Below are 17,099 nucleotides of genomic sequence, written 5' to 3'. Positions count from 1 at the left end.
GCTCTCGGTACGCAGTTGCGTCCCGAGGTTCGTTCGGTGGCGCATGCCTGCGTTGAAGGCGTGCGCATCCTAACTGTCTAAAAAGGGAATATATCGGCAAACACGCATTGCGTGACATCAGGCACACGCCAAGCGCAATGCGCTAAGCGGATGCCATGTCGATGGTCATGCACACCCTTGCGTACGGCGTATTGCCACTGCGCAAAGGTGTGCACGGTCACTCCGCCATAAGCATGGCTGTTCTTACTTTTTTTGCAGCCTCACTGCAGCGCCGCCGCTTGCAGCCAGCGCAAGCTGCAACGTGTCGTTACGTGTGAGCTTGCGCGTGTCGATGCGCACTTCTGTCGGCGCCTCGCCATCGGCGTAGATGGTCGCGGTCCAGGTGCCCTTGCCCAGAAACGATAACGGCAAGGTCAGCGTGCGTGCCTGCTCGTTGGTCATCGCGCCCATATACCAGTCCTTGCCGCTGCGCCGCGCCAATGCGATGTGTTCGCCGATGGCACCGTCCAATGCACGCGTCTCGTCCCAGCTTGCCGGCACATCGCGCAGGAACTGCGCTGCCGGCACGTTTTCGTATTGCTCCGGGCTATCGGCCACCACCGCGAACGGGCTTTCGTAGACCACATACATCGCCAGTTGCTGCGCGCGCGTGGTCATCACTTGCGGCGCGATGTGCTGCGCCTTGAAGTCGGCCGGGCGCACATTGCGGAAGCCGCCGGGTGTGTAGTCCATCGGCCCGAGCAACATGCGTGTAAACGGCAGCGTGAGGTTATGCGTGGCGGTGATGCGCGTGGTCCACTTGTTGTATTCGGCGCCGAGCACGCCTTCCTGCGTGAGGTAGTTGGGATAGGTGCGGTTCAAGCCGGTGGGGTGATAGGCACCATGCAGATCCACTAGCAATTTGTGCTTGGCGGCCTTGGCGAGCAGGCGATGATAGAAGTCCACCATCTGCTGATCGTCGCGGTCCATGAAGTCGACCTTGATGCCCTTGATGCCGAGCTTTTGATACCACGCAAGCGCTTCGTCCATGTGCGCGTCGAGCGCGCGCCAGTGCGCCCACAGCCACAGCCCGACATCGCGCTGCCGTGCGTAGGCCACCAGGCCGGGCAGGTCGAGTTGCTCCACCGGCCTGCGGATATCGGCGTCGACGTTGTACTGTCCATCGCCGGTGCTGCCGACATACCAGCCGTCGTCGATCAGCATGTATTGCAGTTTCAATTGCTGCGCGTGATCGATATAGCGCTGGATGGTGGCGGTATTCATGCCGGGGTTCGCCACACCGCTGGCCAGCGAGCCGGACCACCAATCCCACGCCGATTTGCCTGCGCGCACCCAGCTGGCATCGAAGTCAGGCGGTGGATTGAGTGTGGAAATCAGGTTTGAGTCGATCAGGCTTGCCGGGCTGTCGCCGAGCATGATCACCCGCCATGGCGTGGCGAAATCGCGGCCTTTGGCATCGAAGTCGACCGCCAGCTTGGGGTCGTCCAGGCGTGGCGATAGTTTCGCCGACACCCCCAGGCTGCCATCTTCGCGGCCGGTGAGATACAGGCCGGCATAATCGCGCAGGTTGGCCTCGGCAATCGCCAGCGTGGTGCCGCTCGCATCGGTCTGGCACACCAGCGGCAACTCAAGCAGGTTGTGCGGGCGCAACTTCGAGGCGGCGATCGCATCGTATTCGCCCTCGTGGCTGGTGCCGAAGCGACCGAGATTCAATGTCCAGCATGCGTAATCGCTTGGAAATGCAAAGCTGGTGAGCTCATTGCGAATGCGCACTTCACCTGCGTCGGGCAGCAAGTAACGCAGTGCTACGCCATCGTCGTAGCTACGCAACTCGATGGTGAGTCGCCGCTGTTGCGCATCGGACAACTGCACGCGCAATTGACGATAGTGATCACGCACTTGGCGCGTCTTGCCCACGCTCAAGGCGAACTGGCTGTCATGCGTTTCGGTGGTGCTGCTTTGCAGCGTCATATCGCGGCCGAGCGTATTGGCCCTGCCCAGATCCAGCCCAAGCGGTGCATCGTCGAGCACCACTTTGTTGCGATACAGCACGCGATAGGTTGGAATGCCGCCCTCGCGTAAGGTGAATTCCACTTGCGTACGTGCGTCGGGCGATTGCACCTGCAAACGCTGCGCAGCTGCAGGCAGCGCGATTACGCACAGCAACGCGCATGCCGCCGGTAATGCGGACTGGATCAGGTTTCGCATGAGTCCCTCCTCCTGGGAGCGCCAACCCTAACGCAGAAAGGTTGTTGTCGGTATCTACCTGGGGTAACGTTACCTCGCACCATGGCCGCTGAAACAGGGGCGGCAGCCACGGGCGGCATCACTTGAAAGCAAAGCGACAAGACAGTTGCGAGTCGTCTTGTTGTTTGCGTCCGGCGATGTGCACCGTTGTTTGGCAGTAGAGCTTGGGAGAGGCCTCTAATGCTGATGGTTCGCAAGGCGTTCCGCCGTGGAGCGCTGTGGTTGTTGTGTGGTTGCATCGGTTGGACTGCAGTGGAGGCTGCACCTGCCGATGATCCGCCGGGTCCTTACGATGTGCGCGTGCTTGCGGGCGGGGTGGGGCTGACCAAGAAGCTCGCCGCCGATACGCCGTTGCTTGCCGCCAACGCCGATTGGAGCGTGTCCGGTTGGGTGCGCCTATCCAGCGCAACGACAGGCCCTGCGTTGATCGCCGGTGTGGGCGATCCGCAAGGCACTGGCCGTTATTTTGTTGTCGACGACGGCAAGCTCGGCTTTGTGCAGGGTGGCGACAACGTGCTGCGCAGCAAGCAGACACTGCACGCAGGGACGTGGACATACGTCGCCGCAGTCGCACAAGGCACGCGTCTGACGCTGTATGCCAAGGGCCGTGAGGTTGCCAGCGGCAAGGTGCAGAAGCTCGCGGTTGCGCCAACATTGGTATTCGGCCCGCGTCAGCAACCGGCTGCGTATACGCACCACTTCGGTGGGGAGATCGCGGGCTTTACCGCGCATGCGGGTGCACTGGATGCGGCAGCCATCGCGCGGCTTGCAACGCAGGCGCCGGATCCTGCGTTGCAGCGCTTTGAAGATGCGTCGCCTGGCTGGCGTGTGCAGGTCAAGCAGATGGCTGGGCAGCTTGCGCCGCAGCCTGCGGCGACCTTGCCACGCAGCGCGGCGGCCTTCTCGACGCCGGTTGCCAAGCCAGTGCCGAACGCACCGGCGCTGCAGCCGCTGGATGCCGCGTCATGGCGGGTCGGGGCATGGCAGTTGGCTGCGGCACCGGACCTTGGTCAAGCCACCGGTGCAACGCTGTCGCGCAGCGATTACGCAGCGGGCAAGACCACGTGGCGCGCCGCGACCGTGCCGGGGACGGTGCTCACCACGCTGGTGGATCGCGGCGTGTATCCGGATCCGGATATCGGCCTCAACAACATGGCGATTCCCGAATCGTTGAGCCGGCAGGATTGGTGGTATCGCAGCAGTTTCGATGTGCCTGCGGCACTGCAAGGCAGGCGGCTGGAACTGCTGTTCAACGGCATCAACTATGCCGGCGAGATCTGGGTCAACGGCACTCAGGTCGGGCGCACCCGGGGCGCATTCGCGCGCGGCCGCTTCGATGTCAGCAAGCAGCTCAAGCCGGGCAGGAATGTCATTGCAGTGCGCGTGTCGCCGCCGCCGCATCCGGGTATCGCACACGAACAATCGATGACGGCGGGCGTCGGCGAAAATGGCGGTATGCAGGCGCTGGACGGGCCGACCTTTATCGCCAGCGAAGGCTGGGACTGGATTCCGACGGTGCGCGATCGCAATGCCGGTCTGTGGCAAGACGTGCAGTTGCATGCAACAGGTCCCGTGGCGCTCGGTGATACGCAAGTGGTCACCGCGCGGCTGGCACCGGATCACCACCGCGCGGAACTCGAGGTCAGCGTGCCACTGCGCAACGACACCAAAGCAGCAGTGCAGGGCACCCTGCAGCTGGCCTTCGGCGATGTGCGCATCCAGCGCGAGGTCACCGTGCCGGCCGGTGGCAGCACGCTCAAGCTCACCGCTGCCGATACGCCGCAGTTGATCATCGCCAATCCGCGCCTGTGGTGGCCCAACGGCTATGGCGAGCCTGCGCTGTATACCTTGCAGGTCGGTTTCGATATCGCCGGCACGCGCTCGGACGCGCAGCAGCTGCGCTTTGGCATTCGTCAGGTGACCTACGAACTATCGTTGTTCGACGACGATGGCGCGCTACGCCGCGTGCTGGTGGATCTCAATCAGGCGCGGCAACGTGGCGAGCGCATTATCGACGTGCGTCATGCCGCGATTCGCCCGGTGCCCGGTGGCAATGCACAGTCGCTATATCCCGGCGCGTTGTCTTCGCCCGCCGTGCAGCAACTCGACGACACCAGTCTGGCCCCGCATCTGGCACTGCGCATCAATGGTGTGCGCATTGCGGTGAAGGGCGGCAACTGGGGCATGGACGATTGGCGCAAGCGGGTCTCGCGCGAACGGCTGGAGCCGTACTTCCGTCTGCAGCGCGATGCGCATTTCAATGTGGTGCGTAACTGGGTGGGGCAGAACACCGAAGCCAGCTTCTTCGAGTTGGCCGACGAATACGGCATGTTGGTGTTCAACGACTTCTGGCAGTCCACCCAGAACTACAACCTCGAGCCGGCCGACGCGGCGCTGTTTCTGGACAATGCCGCCGAGGTGATCAAGCGCTTCCGCAATCATCCTTCCATCGTGCTGTGGTTCGGGCGTAACGAAGGCGTGCCGGCTCCCATCCTCAACGAAGGCCTGGACACACTGGTTGCCGAACTCGATGGCACACGCTGGTACACCGGCAGTTCCAACGAGATCAATCTGCAGGTCAGCGGGCCGTACAACTACCGCGAGCCGGTCGCGTACTTCAACAAGCTGGCGCAAGGTTTTTCGGTGGAAGTGGGCACGCCTTCGTTCTCCACGCTGGAGTCGTTCAAGGCCTCGGTACCTGCCGTGCAGGATCAGTGGCCGATCGGTGATACCTGGGCGTACCACGACTGGCACCAGTCCGGTAATGGCGACACCGGCAGCTTCATGCGCACGCTCACCGACAAGCTCGGCGCGCCGACCAGCCTGGCCGATTTCGAGCGCAAGGCGCAGCTGCTCAATTACGACACCCACCGCGCGATCTTCGAGGGTTTCAACGCGCAGCTGTGGAGCAAGAACAGCGGGCGCTTGCTATGGATGAGCCATCCTGCCTGGCCCAGCAATATGTGGCAGATCTACAGCCACGACTACGATACGCATGCCGCTTACTACGGTGTGCGCAACGCAGCGGAGATGCTGCATGTACAGATGAACCTGCCCGGCCACGAGGTGGTGGTGGTCAACAACGCGGCCGAGCCGGTCAGCGGCTTGCGTGTGCGTGCCGAGATCTACGGTGCCGATGGCAAGCTGCTGCAACAGCGCGAGCAGGCAGTCGATGCAGCGGCGGTTGCAGTATCGGCACCGGTGCTGCAATTGGCTCCGCTGCTCAAGGACACCAATGGGCTTGGCTTTGTGCGCTTGCAATTGCTCGACCGCGACGCCGTCGTGCGCTCGCGTAATTTCTATTGGGTGGCGCGCGATGCGGTTGCCATGCGCGGCCTGGATGCGCTGGCGGCAGTGCCGGTGCAGCTCAGCACGCAGTTGCAGGACGGTGCGGAGCCGGTGCTGCGCGCCACGGTGCGCAATGCATCGCAGCAGGTTGCGCTCAACACCAAGCTGACCCTGGTGGATGCGCAAGGCCAGCGCATCCTGCCGGCGTATTACAGCGACAACTATCTGAGTCTGGTGCCGGGCGAGCAGCGCGAGATCGAGATTCGCGGCCCGTCTGCGGCGAGCTTGCGCAACGCCAAGTTGCAAGTGCGCGGCTGGAATGTCGAACCATCAACAGGTGCTGCCAACGGGCTTCCGTAGCGGTGCCAGCAAGTTGCCGCGCCGTGCCTTGCACGGCGCTCGTACTGACGTGCCGATCGCACGTCAGCCAATACCGCATTGCCGTGCCTGCAATGCCATTCGAAACGGTCGTGGATTGTCGTCATCCCTGGGAGGGGACCATGAACAAGCTGCATGCGAATACCCGTCACACCCCATTGGCTGCCGCACTCGCGGCGGCGCTCACCTTGCTTGCCGGCAGCGTCAACGCGCAGGACGCCAGCACCACTCCTGGCGTCACCGAACTGGACAAGGTCATGGTCAAGGGCGTGCGCGGCGCGCAGGCCGAGGCCATCGAGAACAAGCGCACCGCCGCGCAGATCATCGATTCGATCTCTGCCGAAGACATCGGCAAATTGCCCGACGTCACCATCACCGATTCGCTGCAGCGCGTGCCCGGCGTGCAGATCCGGCGCTCGGCCGGCGAAGGCTCGCAGCTCAATATTCGCGGCATGCCGCAGGTGCAGACCACCATGAACGGCGAGTTGTACTTGAGCGCCGGCGGCGGCGATCAATACGGCCAGCCGAACATCGGCCGTGCGCAGCCGGACTTCGTGGACATTCCGCCGACCTTGTTCAGTGGCGTGGACGTGATCAAGTCGCCCACCGCCGCCGATCTGGATGGCGGCATCAGCGGGACCGTGTCGCTGAAGACGCGCCGCCCGTTCGATCTGCCGGAAGGCTGGACCTTCAGCGGCCAGGCCGAAGGGTCCTATGGCGATCGCGTGCAGGAACTCAATGAACTGTACTCGGGCCTGGCCAGCTTCCGCACCGAGCGTTGGGGGGCGTTGCTGGCGGTGTCGTATTCGGATGCCACGCTGGAAAACAAGCACCCCAGCGTGTATTCCAACGGCGCGCAGAAATCCACCGAGCAGAACGTGGGCTTCGATTTCAACGGCGACGGACGCATCGGCAGCAATACCGACCCGAGCAATCTGCCGCGCGATTATTTCTACAACTGGGTGGCCACCGAACTGGATAACCGCAGCACCGATCGCCAGCGCACCGGCATCAACGGCTCGTTCCAGTTCAACATCAACGAGTCGTGGACGGTGCTGGCCGATGCGGCCTACACCAAGCTCGAAGACCAGGACACCTCGGTGGCCGCGCAGCTGCATACCGGCTGGGCAACCAATCAGCTGCAGCCGGGATCGGTGGTCGATCCCAATGGCGTGCTCGAATATGGCCAGTTCCGCTACAACCGCTTTCAAGCGCATTCCATGGCCGGTGTGGCCGATTCGAATGCGTTGAACACCAATCTGGAACTCCGCTTCGACGATGGCGGCCCGTTTCGCGCGTCGTTCCGTTGGGTGCACGGCGATGCCGAGCGCACCTATGACGAAGCGCGCGCCGATGCGGTGGTGACGCGCGGCGACCAGATCACCCGCGCCGGTGGCGTGACGCAATGGGCAAACGCCAATGGCTTGCCAACGGTGGATGCCTCGGTGGATTTCCGTGGCACCTATCCGGCGGTCAACCTCGGCACCGATGTGTCCAACCCGGACAACTGGCAGCTGATGTCCACCTGGGCGCAGGGCAACAAGATCGAAGCGACGATGGATGCGTTCCGCGCCGACGGTACCTTCGAGTTCGATGAGGGCGTGGTGCGCGGTTTCCAGTTCGGCATCCGTTACGGGGAGCGCGAGGTCAAGCTGGATACCTATCGCTACCTGTCGCCGGTGTCGAGCAGTTGTGCAGACCCGAACCGCTCGCTGTATTACTTCAAGGATCCGCTGATCGTGGATACCTGCAGCGGTGTCTCCGAGGCGCGCCTGCTACCGTTCAATTCGATCCCCGGTTACTGGGCGTACTTCAACGACTTCGATCCGCTCAAAGTCACCGGCCTGGGCAGCCAGGGCCTGCCGGCGATCAACCCGCAGGTCATGAAGGACCCGGTGGGCTATCTCAACAGCCTGTACCCGGGCAATGTGGCGTACCAGCAGGCCGCCGATTCGTACAAGGTCACCGAAAAGAGCACCGCGGCATACTTTCTGGCGAATCTGGAAGGCGGCACCGGCAGTGCAGTGCCGTGGACGGCGAACATCGGCGCCCGCATCGTGCAGACCAAGCTGGCGATCGATCAGTATCTGAGCAGCGGCAATGTGTTTATCGGCAATGTCGAATGGAACGGTGTCAGCCCGGCGATCGGTACCAATCGATTGAACCGCCAATACACCGACGTGCTGCCCACCGCCAATCTGTCGCTGGATATCACCGACGCGCAGAAGCTACGCTTTGCCTACAACAAGGCGGTGGCGCGCCAGGATCTGCCCGATCTCGGTCGCGGCCTGGTGAGCTTCTATGCGGTCAACGGCACACCGCCGCGTAATCCGTCGTTGCCCTCGGATGCAGTGCTGTTCCTCAACGGCCGCTCCGGCAATCCGGATCTCGATCCGTATCGCGCCACCAACTACAACGCCTCGTGGGAATGGTATTTCGCCGATGCCTCGTTGATCAGCGTGGGTGCGTTCCTGATCGATGTGAAGTCGTTTCCCACCACCGTGACCAATATCGAACTGTTGCCTGACGCCGATGGCGTGGTGCGTCAGGGCGGCACGGTCGAGCGCATCGTCAACGGCGGTGGCGGCAAGATCAAGGGTTTCGAAATCGGCTACCAACAGGCGTTCGATTTCCTGCCCGGCTGGCTCAGCGGCTTCGGCACCAACATCAACTACACCTTCTCCGATGCCGACACCGACAACACCGATATCGACGGCAACACGCTGCCGATCGGCGATAACTCCAAGCATCAGGCCAATGCGGTGCTGTGGTACCAGAAGGACAAGCTGCAGGCACGCGTGGCCTACAACTGGCGCAGCAAGCGCTTCAGCCAAGTCAACAGCGGGGCCTGGGGCGATGAGCTGGCGATCTGGAACGACGATGTGGGCTATCTCGATGCGTCCTTGAGCTACGACGTCAACGACCACCTGACGCTTTACGCACAGGCCACCAACCTCACCGGCGAAAGCGAACGCCGGTACGCGCAGTGGACCAATCACTACTACGACCAGAACATCTTCGAGCGTCGTTATTACGCGGGTTTGCGTCTGCGCTTCTGATTCGCTTGCACCGTTGTGCGACACGGCGCATCCACGCGCTGTGTCGCACATGTTTGCGTGTTGTCCACTCTCCAAGCGGTCATTGCGCTTTCTTCCCGTCGCCGTTGAATGCGGCGCTGCAGTACGCCCGATGGAAACGTCGGGCACCCTCCCATTCGGCTGCATCGTCGGGAAGCGATGCGGCCGTTTTTTGTGCGTAATGGCACAGGCCTCATACGCTGCGGATCGATGTAGCGGTTACCGTGCCGGCGGACCCGCCGTGGATCCGCGCTTGACCACGGTGTACTTCATCACCTGATGCACGCCCGGTGCGGTATCGCCCTTGTGTCGCTGACGGATTGCATCGGCCAGCAGCGACACTGCGGCGCGTCCCATCGCGGTGACCGGTTGATGCACGGTGGTGAGCTCGGGCCAGATGGTGGTGGCCACCGGGGTGTCGTCGAAGCCTGCGACCGACACGTCCTCGGGCACACGCAAGCCCAGCCCATGTGCGACTGCCACGGCCGCAGCGGCCATGTCGTCGTTGCTGCAGAAAATGGCGGTGGGCGGTTGCGCTTGTGCGAGCAGGCTGCGTGCGGCGAGCAGGCCGGAGCGATAGGTGAATAATCCTTCGGCGACCAACGCGTCTGCGACGGTCAAACCTGCGGCCTGCAAGCTGTCGAGATAGCCATTGGCGCGTAACGCGCTCGGGGTGTGCTTGGGGTCGCCCTTGATCAAGGCGATGCGGCGATGGCCCAGTTCGATCAGATGATCGACGATGGCGCGCGCGGCCTGATAATCGTCGATGCGCACCGAGCTGATTTGCGCCATCGGCGCGCCGCTGGCCACCGCCACGACCGGGATGCCGCGTGCATCGAGTTCCGCAATGGTCTGGCGCGAATCGCATAACGGTGGCGGCAATATCACCCCGTCCACGCCGGCCGCCAGCAATCGTTCGGTGGCGGCGCGCTGGCTGCGGATGGCGCCGCATTTTTCCACCAGCACCTGGCTGCCATTGAGGCTGCTCTGTTCGAGCAAGCCGAGCATGAACTGATTGAGATAGGCGGCGCTGGGATTGCTGTACAGCACACCGATGCGCAACAGCCCGCTGGTGCGTAACGAGCGGCCGGCCAGGTTGGGCCGGTAGCCCAATGCCTGCACTGAGGCTTCCACGCGCACGCGCATGTCTTCACCGACATGCGGGTGGCGGTTGATGACGCGCGAGGCGGTCATCGGCGAGACGCCGGCGTGTTTGGCAACATCCAGCAGAGTCGCTGCAGTGTTCGCACTGCGTTGCCGCTTGGCCGCCATTGTGTGTGCTCGTCCTGGAGTGGAAGCGAAAGGGCAGGGGGTGCGCTTGAAGTCTGCAGCATCTCAAAACATGCGTCGCCGCAGGCAATCAGCGCTGTTGATGTTCGGGATCGGCACCGATAACGCACACCGTGTGCGTCACCTGCACCGCCTGTGCTCAACCGACGTCCGCCTGCGGACGTCTTCAGCCGCGCTTACTCGCTCGGCGGTTGCACGACCTTCGCACGACTACCGAAATCGCCATCCGCCTCGGCTGCCAGATACGCAAACACTGTATAGGCGGCCACGTTTTGCGCGAGCGTCTTCGGGTCGATCTTGTCCAGGGTGTCGTCGGCGGTGTGATGCAGATCGAAGTAGTCGGTGCCGTCCTGCGCCAGCCATGCCCACGCGCCACCCTTGGCTGAGATCGGGCCGACATCAGGGCCCGGGCCGCCCTTGCTCGGCTCATACGCGATGCCCAACGGTGCGAGCACCTCGGCAATCTGCTTGGTCGCCGCACGTGATTCTTCCGGTGCCGCCGAGCCGGTGTTGAACGCATAAATGCGCCCGGCACCGAAGTCGCTCTCTGCGCCGATCTGATGCAGCGCCATGTCCTTGGCATCCTTGCCGTGTGCGGCCGCGTACGCCTTGCCGCCATACAGGCCTTGCTCCTCGTTGGCGAAGGCCACCACGCGAATCGTGCGCTTGGGCGCCTGCTTGAGTTGGCCGATCAAATGGCCCGCGGCCATGGTGATCGCAACGCCTGCACCATCGTCGATCGCGCCGGTGCCCAGATCCCACGAATCCATATGCCCGCCGATCACCACCACTTCCTTCGGCTTGCTGCGTCCGGTGATTTCGCCGATCACGTTGTACGAGGTCGCCGTGCCGTCCCAACCGCAATCCAGTGCCAGCCGCAGACGCGTGCTGCCCAGCGCGGTGAGCCGTGCGAGCTGGTTGGCGTCCGGTACCGACAACGCCGCTGCCGGCACCGGTGTCACGCCTTCATCGAAACGGGTGATGCCGGTATGCGGCACGCGATGCGAGTCGGTGCCGGCCGAGCGCATCACAAACCCGATCGCGCCCTTGCGAATCGCTTCCGACGGCCCCTTGCTGCGCACCGCGCCGCCATTGCGGTAATCCTGGCCGTCGCGTGCCTTGATCATCTGGTAATCGACGAACGCGATCTTGCCGGTGAGCGAGCCGGCCGGTGCAGCCTGCAACGCAGCGAGATTTTCGAAGCGCACGACCTCGCCTTCGACGGTGCCGCCCGGGCTGCCGCCCAGCGCGGTGATGTGCAAGGGCTGCGCATGCGCGCCGATCACCGTGGCCTGCTCGCTGCGACGCTGCCACTTGGGAAACGTCACCGGCTCGGTCCACACCTTGTCGAAGCCCAGCGCGGTGAACTTGGCCTTGGCCCAGGCCACCGCGCGCGGATCGGCTTCGCCGCCGGCAATCCGCGGGCCCACTTCGGTGGTCAACGATTCCACCACTGCAAAGCCGGTGCTGTCGGCCAACGCCTGCTCGCGCAGCTGTGCGGCGGTGCGCAGCGCGCTATCGGCGATGGTGGTTGGTGCGGCCAGCGCGGGCGCGCAAGCGAGTAGGGCAGAGATGGCGACAGCGAGACGACGCATGCAGGGCGGCTCCAACGACAAGGGGGACCCCGAGCTTATCAGCGCGAGGTCCCCCGTCTGCGTGCGAAAGGTCATCCTCCTGCGCGAAGTTGCGCAGTGGATGTGTCCGCTTACGGCACGTCTGGCGTCTTCAGCGTGTCGTTCTTCAGCGAGTCGCGAATCTCGCGCAGCAACAGCACTTCTTCGCTCGGACCTTTGGGAGCATCCGGCTTGCGCTGGGTGAGGCGGTTGATCAGCTTGACCACCAGAAAGATCGCAAAGGCAATGATCACGAACTGCACGACGGTGTTGATGAAATCGCCATAGCCAATCGCCACGGCCGGAATTTCCTTGCCGGTGGCATCCACGCCGGCTGGTTTGAGCACCCACGCCAACCGCGAGAAATCCACATTGCCGATGGCCCAGCCGATCGGCGGCATGATGATCTTCTCCACCAGCGCGGTGACGATCTTGCCGAACGCCGCACCGATGACCACACCGACCGCCAGGTCGATGACATTGCCACGCATCGCGAATTGCTTGAATTCGCTGACCATTCCCATAGCGCACTCCAGATGCGGTCGCGGACCAACTGCCGCAATGAGATCGTAGCGGGCTGCGTGTCAGCCCGCGATGATGCCGTGGCGCTCGGCGACGTTTTCCAGGCGGGCGCTGAACTGATCGCCGGGCAGCAGCGGGCCGACACCGGCCGGCGTGCCCATGAAAATCAGATCGCCCGCGCGCAATGCATAGAGCTTGGAGAGCTCATGCAGGATCTCCGGCACATTCCAGATCATCTGATCCAGCAGCGATTGCTGGCGCACTTCACCATTGACCTCAAGCGACAGGTTCAATGCGTCCAGCGCGCCCACCTCGCCGGCATGCACCAGCTCGCTGACCGGCGCGGAATGATCGAAGCCCTTGGCGATGTCCCACGGCAGGCCCTTGGCTTTGGCGGCTGCCTGCAGATCGCGACGGGTCAGATCCAGGCCCACGCCGTAGCCGTAGATCAGCGCCTCGGCCTGATCCACCGGCAACTCGCCGGCCGGCGCATCGCGGCCCAGCGCCACCACCAGCTCCACTTCGTGGTGCAGTTCCTTGGTGCCGGGCGGATACGGAATGTGGTCGCCGTGACCGACCACGATCGCGTCGGCAGGCTTCATGAAAAACGTCGGCTGGCCGCGCTCGGCTTTGGAGGCAGGCGCGGTGGCACCCATCTCGCGCGCGTGATCGGCAAAGTTGCGGCCCACACAATAGATGCGGTGCACCGGAAAGTTGCCGCCACCAACCACCGGAATGCGCGGAACATCGGCGGCGGGAATCACATCGTGGGTCATGCACGCATCCTTGGAGAACGGGACGCGTGAGTCTAGCCGTTTGGCGGTGTACGACAACACCGTCTGCGCGTCATGCGCGCAGCGTCGCTCAGTGCGACAAGGGCAACGCGGGCTTGCGCACCACGCGGTATTCGGCTTCGACCACGCGTGCTTGCTGCGGCGCACGTCGATTGGACTTGCTCAACAATTTCCAGGCGATACCGCCCAGGATCATGGCCGCACCGACGAACACGCTGAAGAAGATCAACACCGCAAGAATGACCAGACCCGCCAGACCCGCAGCAACGCGCACCAACGGATGACGCGGTTTGCGCGGTGCAAACAGGTGGTGAATGTTGCCGAATTGGAAGATGCGTGCAGGCATGGCGGTGGGTTGCCGGGCAGGAAACAGGCAGGCAGTATCGTTGCGGTTTCATGTCATTGAGTGAAAAGTTCGTTAAATGCACTCTGGTTTTGCGGCGGCCATCACGTTCGGCCTAGCGTATAAGCCCGCCCCGTCGTCGCTTGCGGCCTGCGATGGACGAGGCAGTCGATGTGCGCTGATGTGCTAATCCGGCCGATAGTGCAGTGCAGCAGCGATCCATGTGCATGCCACAATCGACATTCGTTCTCGATCGGCTGATCGCATGTCTTCGTCATCGCCCACCACGCTTGCCGAATTGGCGCAGATTCCCGACGCAGGATTTCTGGAAGTCGAAGCGCTGTGGGATGGCGGCCCGGAGTCGCTGGTGTTGTATCGCGAAGGCGCGCAGGTGCGTGCGTGGTTGAACGTGTGCCCGCATGCCGGCCGTCGGCTGGATTGGGTGCCTGGCCAGTTCCTCAAGACCAAGGAAGGCCATCTGGTCTGCGCCGCACATGGCGCTGCATTCGAGCTCACCAGCGGCGAATGCATCAGCGGCCCGTGCCGCGGTCAATCGTTGCTGGCGGTGCCGGTGCGCATCGAGGGCGAGCAGGTTTTCCTGGGCTAGGTCGCTCGGCTCCTTCGGCAGCGACGTTGCCTGCAAGCCACGGGCGAGTGCGTGCAGCGTATCGGCGATATCTGTGGTGGCTGCGTGCCAGGTCGCGTTGCAGCTCGCGTGCTGCTAAAAGCCGCTACACCGATTCAGCGCGCCGCCCACCAGAACATCAGGTTGATCATCGACACCATCACCACGATGTAGATCAGCGATAACGGCGCGCCTACGCGCCACAACTCGCGCGGTTGATAGTTGGCCGGGCCGGCCACCATCGAGATCACCGGGTTGGAGGCGGTCATCAGATTGTTGGACGCCGACAACGCCACGATCAATGCGAATGCAGTGGGATTGCCATTGGCCGCCAACGCCAGATTGACCGCGATCGGCACCATCACGATGGTCGCGCCGACATGGCTGATCACCAACGAAAACGCAGTGGTCAGCAATGCCAGACTGATTTCCAGCGCCCACACCGGCACGCCTTCCGGCAGGCGGTCGATGGTGTGGCCGGCCATCCAGGCTGCGGTGCCGCTGCTGTCCATCGCCCAACCCAGCGGGATCAGGCCGGCCATCATGAAGATGGTCTTCCAGTTGATGGAGGCATAGGCCTCGTCCATGCGCAGCACGCCGCTGACCAGCATGCAGGCCACGCCAGTCATCAGCGTCAGTGCCACCGGCAGGCGCGAGGTCAGCGCGATCAAAATGGTGAAAGCGAAGATCGCCATGGCGATCTTGAACTTGTGCGGGCGCTGCTCGCCTTTGGGGAAGTCGGTCACCGGCACAAAATCGCGGCTTTCCGCCGCCTGCGCCAGGTCCTGCCAGATGCTGTGGAACACCAGCATGTCGCCGCCACGCAGCGGCACATTGCGCACGTCCTCGCGGATCACTTGCTTGTCGCGGTTGATCGCCAGCAGGCTGATGCCGCTCTGCTTGCGCAGACGCAATTCGGCAGCGGTCTTGCCGATCAGCCGCGAGTTGGGCGGAATCAGCGCTTCGGAAATACCTGCGAGGCTGGGATTGAACAGGTCGCCCAGGTTGCGCAAGCGCGAGGACATGCGCAGGAAGTGGTTCTGCGCAAAGTCGGTCACTTCCTGGCGCGGACCCATCGCACCGAGCACGCTGCCGACCCAGATGCGCATGTCGGCCGGCGGCGCCAGGCGGGTGTCGTTGCCGGTCTTCAGGGCGAGCAGCAAGGGCGCGTCGTGCAGCGCTTCGGCCTCGCCCAGGGTCATGCCGACCAGCGGACTTTCGGCGCTGACGGTAAGTTCGAACACATCGCCGTCGATGCCATAGGTCTTGGCGAAATAGCTCTCGGTGCGCGAGGGCGTGACGCCTTCGTTGATCAGGCGTTCTTCTTCGATCAGCTTGCGGTCGCCGTAGAAACGGAAGTACAGCAATGCGGCGATCAGCAAGGCCACACCGATCGGCAGCGGCGCGAACATCGTCAAGGGCTCGATGCTGGCCATGCCCGAGGGCAGGTTGTTGTTGGCCGACACCAACAGATCGTTGAGCAGGATCAACGGCGAATTGCCCACCATGGTGAGCGCGCCGCCCATCACGATGGCCGCCGCGATCGGCAGCAGCATGCGCTGCAGGGTGAGCCCGGTGCGTGCGGCCAGCCGCGAGGCGACCGGCAAATACAGCGCCATCACCGACGGGTTCTGCATGAACGACGAGTTCAAGCCGGAGATGGCCAGCGTCATCATCATCAAGCGTTGTTCGCTGCCGTGCGAACGCCGCAACAACCAGGTCGCCAAGCGATTCAACGCGCCGGTGCGCTCCAACCCCGCACCGAGAATGGTGGTGGCGATGATGCTCATCACCGCGTTACCGGAGAAGCCACCGAACAGTTCTTCCGGCGCCACCAACCCGGTCACGCCCAACACCACCAGCACGATCAACGCCACCACATCGGCGCGGATGCGCTCGAACAAAAACATCGCCATCGTGAAACCGACCAGCCCGAGGACGAGCTTCATATCGTTGGTCAGTGTCAGCGCGGTGTCCATTGGGGGCAGGGATTCGGGATTCGGAAGTGGGGATTGGTCAGGCGCTGCGGCGTCGAGTATGCGGGCAAGCGCTGTTACGAATCCCCAATCCCGATTCCCGAATCCCGGTCATACAGCAAATCCCACACGCCGTGACCAAGTTTCTGGCCGCGTGTTTCGAAGTGGGTCTGCGGGCGCCAGGCGGGGCGTTCGACGTGACCGCGCGGGCCGGCGCGATTGACCAGGCCCGGTGTGGCGTCGAGCACGTCCCACATCTGTTCGGCGTAATCGGCCCAGTCGGTGGCCGCGTGCAGGCGGCCGCCATCGCGCAGCTTGCGCACGAGCAGCTGCGCAAACGCCGGCTGGATCAGGCGGCGCTTGTTGTGGCGCTTTTTGTGCCATGGATCTGGGAAATAGATGCGCACTTCGTCCAGCGCGCCATCGGCGATTTCGTGCTCTAGCACTTCCACCGCATCGTGGTGATAGAGGCGCACATGCGTGCTGTCGTCGTCGTGCAAGGCATTGAGCAAGCGGCCGACGCCGGGCGCATGTACCTCGATGCCGATGTAGTCGCGGCCGGGATCCTTCTGCGCGGCAAAGCGCAACGCTGCGCCGTTGCCGAAACCAATCTCCAGCACCTTGGGTGCGGCGCGGCCGAAGGCGGCATCGAAATCGCGCGGTGTCCCGACGTAATCCAGACCGAAGCGCGGCCACAACTCATCGAACGCGCGCTGCTGCGCCGGCGTAAAACGCCCCTGCCGCAGCACGAAGCTGCGCACCTGCCGGCGGCCCTCTTCGATGGTGAAGGGCTTGGGCGGCATCTTGGCGCCGTCACTGGTAAACGGATCGGTCATGAATTAAGTCATCAGTAAAACGAAAGCCCCTCTCCCACCGGGGCGAGTAGGCACAGCTTGCGCGCCGTGGGCGCGCGTGCATAGGAGCGCCCGCGACGCAGGCGTGGGCC

Annotated in this window: 11 protein-coding genes; 3 read left to right on the top strand and 8 right to left on the bottom strand. The window is 63.4% G+C overall.

Annotation, left to right across the window (positions count from 1 at the left end; all coding sequences use genetic code 11):
• Nucleotides 1–243 precede the first annotated feature (243 nt).
• Nucleotides 244–2,208, bottom strand: coding sequence for a glycoside hydrolase family 97 protein (locus tag NMB96_RS00280; protein ID WP_023904939.1), 1,965 nt, complete (start codon nt 2,206–2,208; stop codon nt 244–246).
• A 219-nt stretch (nt 2,209–2,427) separates the two neighbouring features.
• On the opposite strand from NMB96_RS00280, the gene NMB96_RS00275 reads away from it, so the two are divergent.
• Both NMB96_RS00275 and NMB96_RS00270 read left to right on the top strand, forming a co-directional pair.
• Complete coding sequence (locus NMB96_RS00275; RefSeq protein ID WP_023904938.1) at nt 2,428–5,895, top strand: glycoside hydrolase family 2; 3,468 nt, start codon at nt 2,428–2,430, stop codon at nt 5,893–5,895.
• 140 nt (nt 5,896–6,035) lie between these two features.
• The gene (locus NMB96_RS00270; RefSeq protein WP_183086674.1) at nt 6,036–8,972 is read left to right on the top strand and encodes a TonB-dependent receptor; all 2,937 of its coding nucleotides are present in this window, start codon (nt 6,036–6,038) and stop codon (nt 8,970–8,972) included.
• 237 nt (nt 8,973–9,209) lie between these two features.
• On the opposite strand, the gene NMB96_RS00265 is transcribed toward NMB96_RS00270, so the two are convergent.
• The 5 genes from NMB96_RS00265 to NMB96_RS00245 all read right to left on the bottom strand — a co-directional run bounded on the left by NMB96_RS00265 (nt 9,210) and on the right by NMB96_RS00245 (nt 13,555).
• Nucleotides 9,210–10,262 carry a LacI family DNA-binding transcriptional regulator gene (locus NMB96_RS00265; RefSeq protein WP_023904936.1) on the bottom strand — a complete coding sequence of 351 codons (1,053 nt, stop codon included), beginning with the start codon at nt 10,260–10,262 and terminating at the stop codon, nt 9,210–9,212.
• Nucleotides 10,263–10,456: 194 nt separating this feature from the next.
• Complete coding sequence (locus NMB96_RS00260; RefSeq protein WP_043889397.1) at nt 10,457–11,875, bottom strand: M20/M25/M40 family metallo-hydrolase; 1,419 nt, start codon at nt 11,873–11,875, stop codon at nt 10,457–10,459.
• 110 nt (nt 11,876–11,985) lie between these two features.
• A complete protein-coding gene (gene mscL, locus NMB96_RS00255; RefSeq protein ID WP_023904934.1) occupies nt 11,986–12,417 on the bottom strand; it encodes a large-conductance mechanosensitive channel protein MscL in 432 nt (143 codons plus the stop codon).
• A 60-nt stretch (nt 12,418–12,477) separates the two neighbouring features.
• A complete protein-coding gene (locus tag NMB96_RS00250; protein WP_006448454.1) occupies nt 12,478–13,191 on the bottom strand; it encodes a fumarylacetoacetate hydrolase family protein in 714 nt (237 codons plus the stop codon).
• Between the two features lie 88 nt (nt 13,192–13,279).
• Nucleotides 13,280–13,555: a hypothetical protein gene (locus NMB96_RS00245; RefSeq protein ID WP_006448453.1), complete on the bottom strand. Its 276-nt coding sequence runs from the start codon at nt 13,553–13,555 to the stop codon at nt 13,280–13,282.
• Between the two features lie 262 nt (nt 13,556–13,817).
• On the opposite strand from NMB96_RS00245, the gene NMB96_RS00240 reads away from it, so the two are divergent.
• Nucleotides 13,818–14,159 carry a Rieske (2Fe-2S) protein gene (locus NMB96_RS00240; protein WP_255085880.1) on the top strand — a complete coding sequence of 114 codons (342 nt, stop codon included), beginning with the start codon at nt 13,818–13,820 and terminating at the stop codon, nt 14,157–14,159.
• Nucleotides 14,160–14,293: 134 nt separating this feature from the next.
• On the opposite strand, the gene NMB96_RS00235 is transcribed toward NMB96_RS00240, so the two are convergent.
• Both NMB96_RS00235 and trmB read right to left on the bottom strand, forming a co-directional pair.
• On the bottom strand, nt 14,294–16,156 hold the full coding sequence (locus tag NMB96_RS00235; RefSeq protein WP_255085879.1) for an SLC13 family permease: 1,863 nt from the start codon (nt 16,154–16,156) through the stop codon (nt 14,294–14,296).
• A gap of 74 nt (nt 16,157–16,230) precedes the next feature.
• Nucleotides 16,231–16,989 (bottom strand): tRNA (guanosine(46)-N7)-methyltransferase TrmB, encoded by a 759-nt coding sequence (trmB, locus tag NMB96_RS00230; protein ID WP_023904930.1) that lies wholly within the window; start codon nt 16,987–16,989, stop codon nt 16,231–16,233.
• Nucleotides 16,990–17,099: the final 110 nt, after the last annotated feature.

The sequence above is a fragment of the Xanthomonas hortorum genome (assembly GCF_024339125.1).
GTDB lineage: Bacteria > Pseudomonadota > Gammaproteobacteria > Xanthomonadales > Xanthomonadaceae > Xanthomonas > Xanthomonas hortorum.
This window is presented reverse-complemented; position numbering and strand designations above follow the sequence as displayed.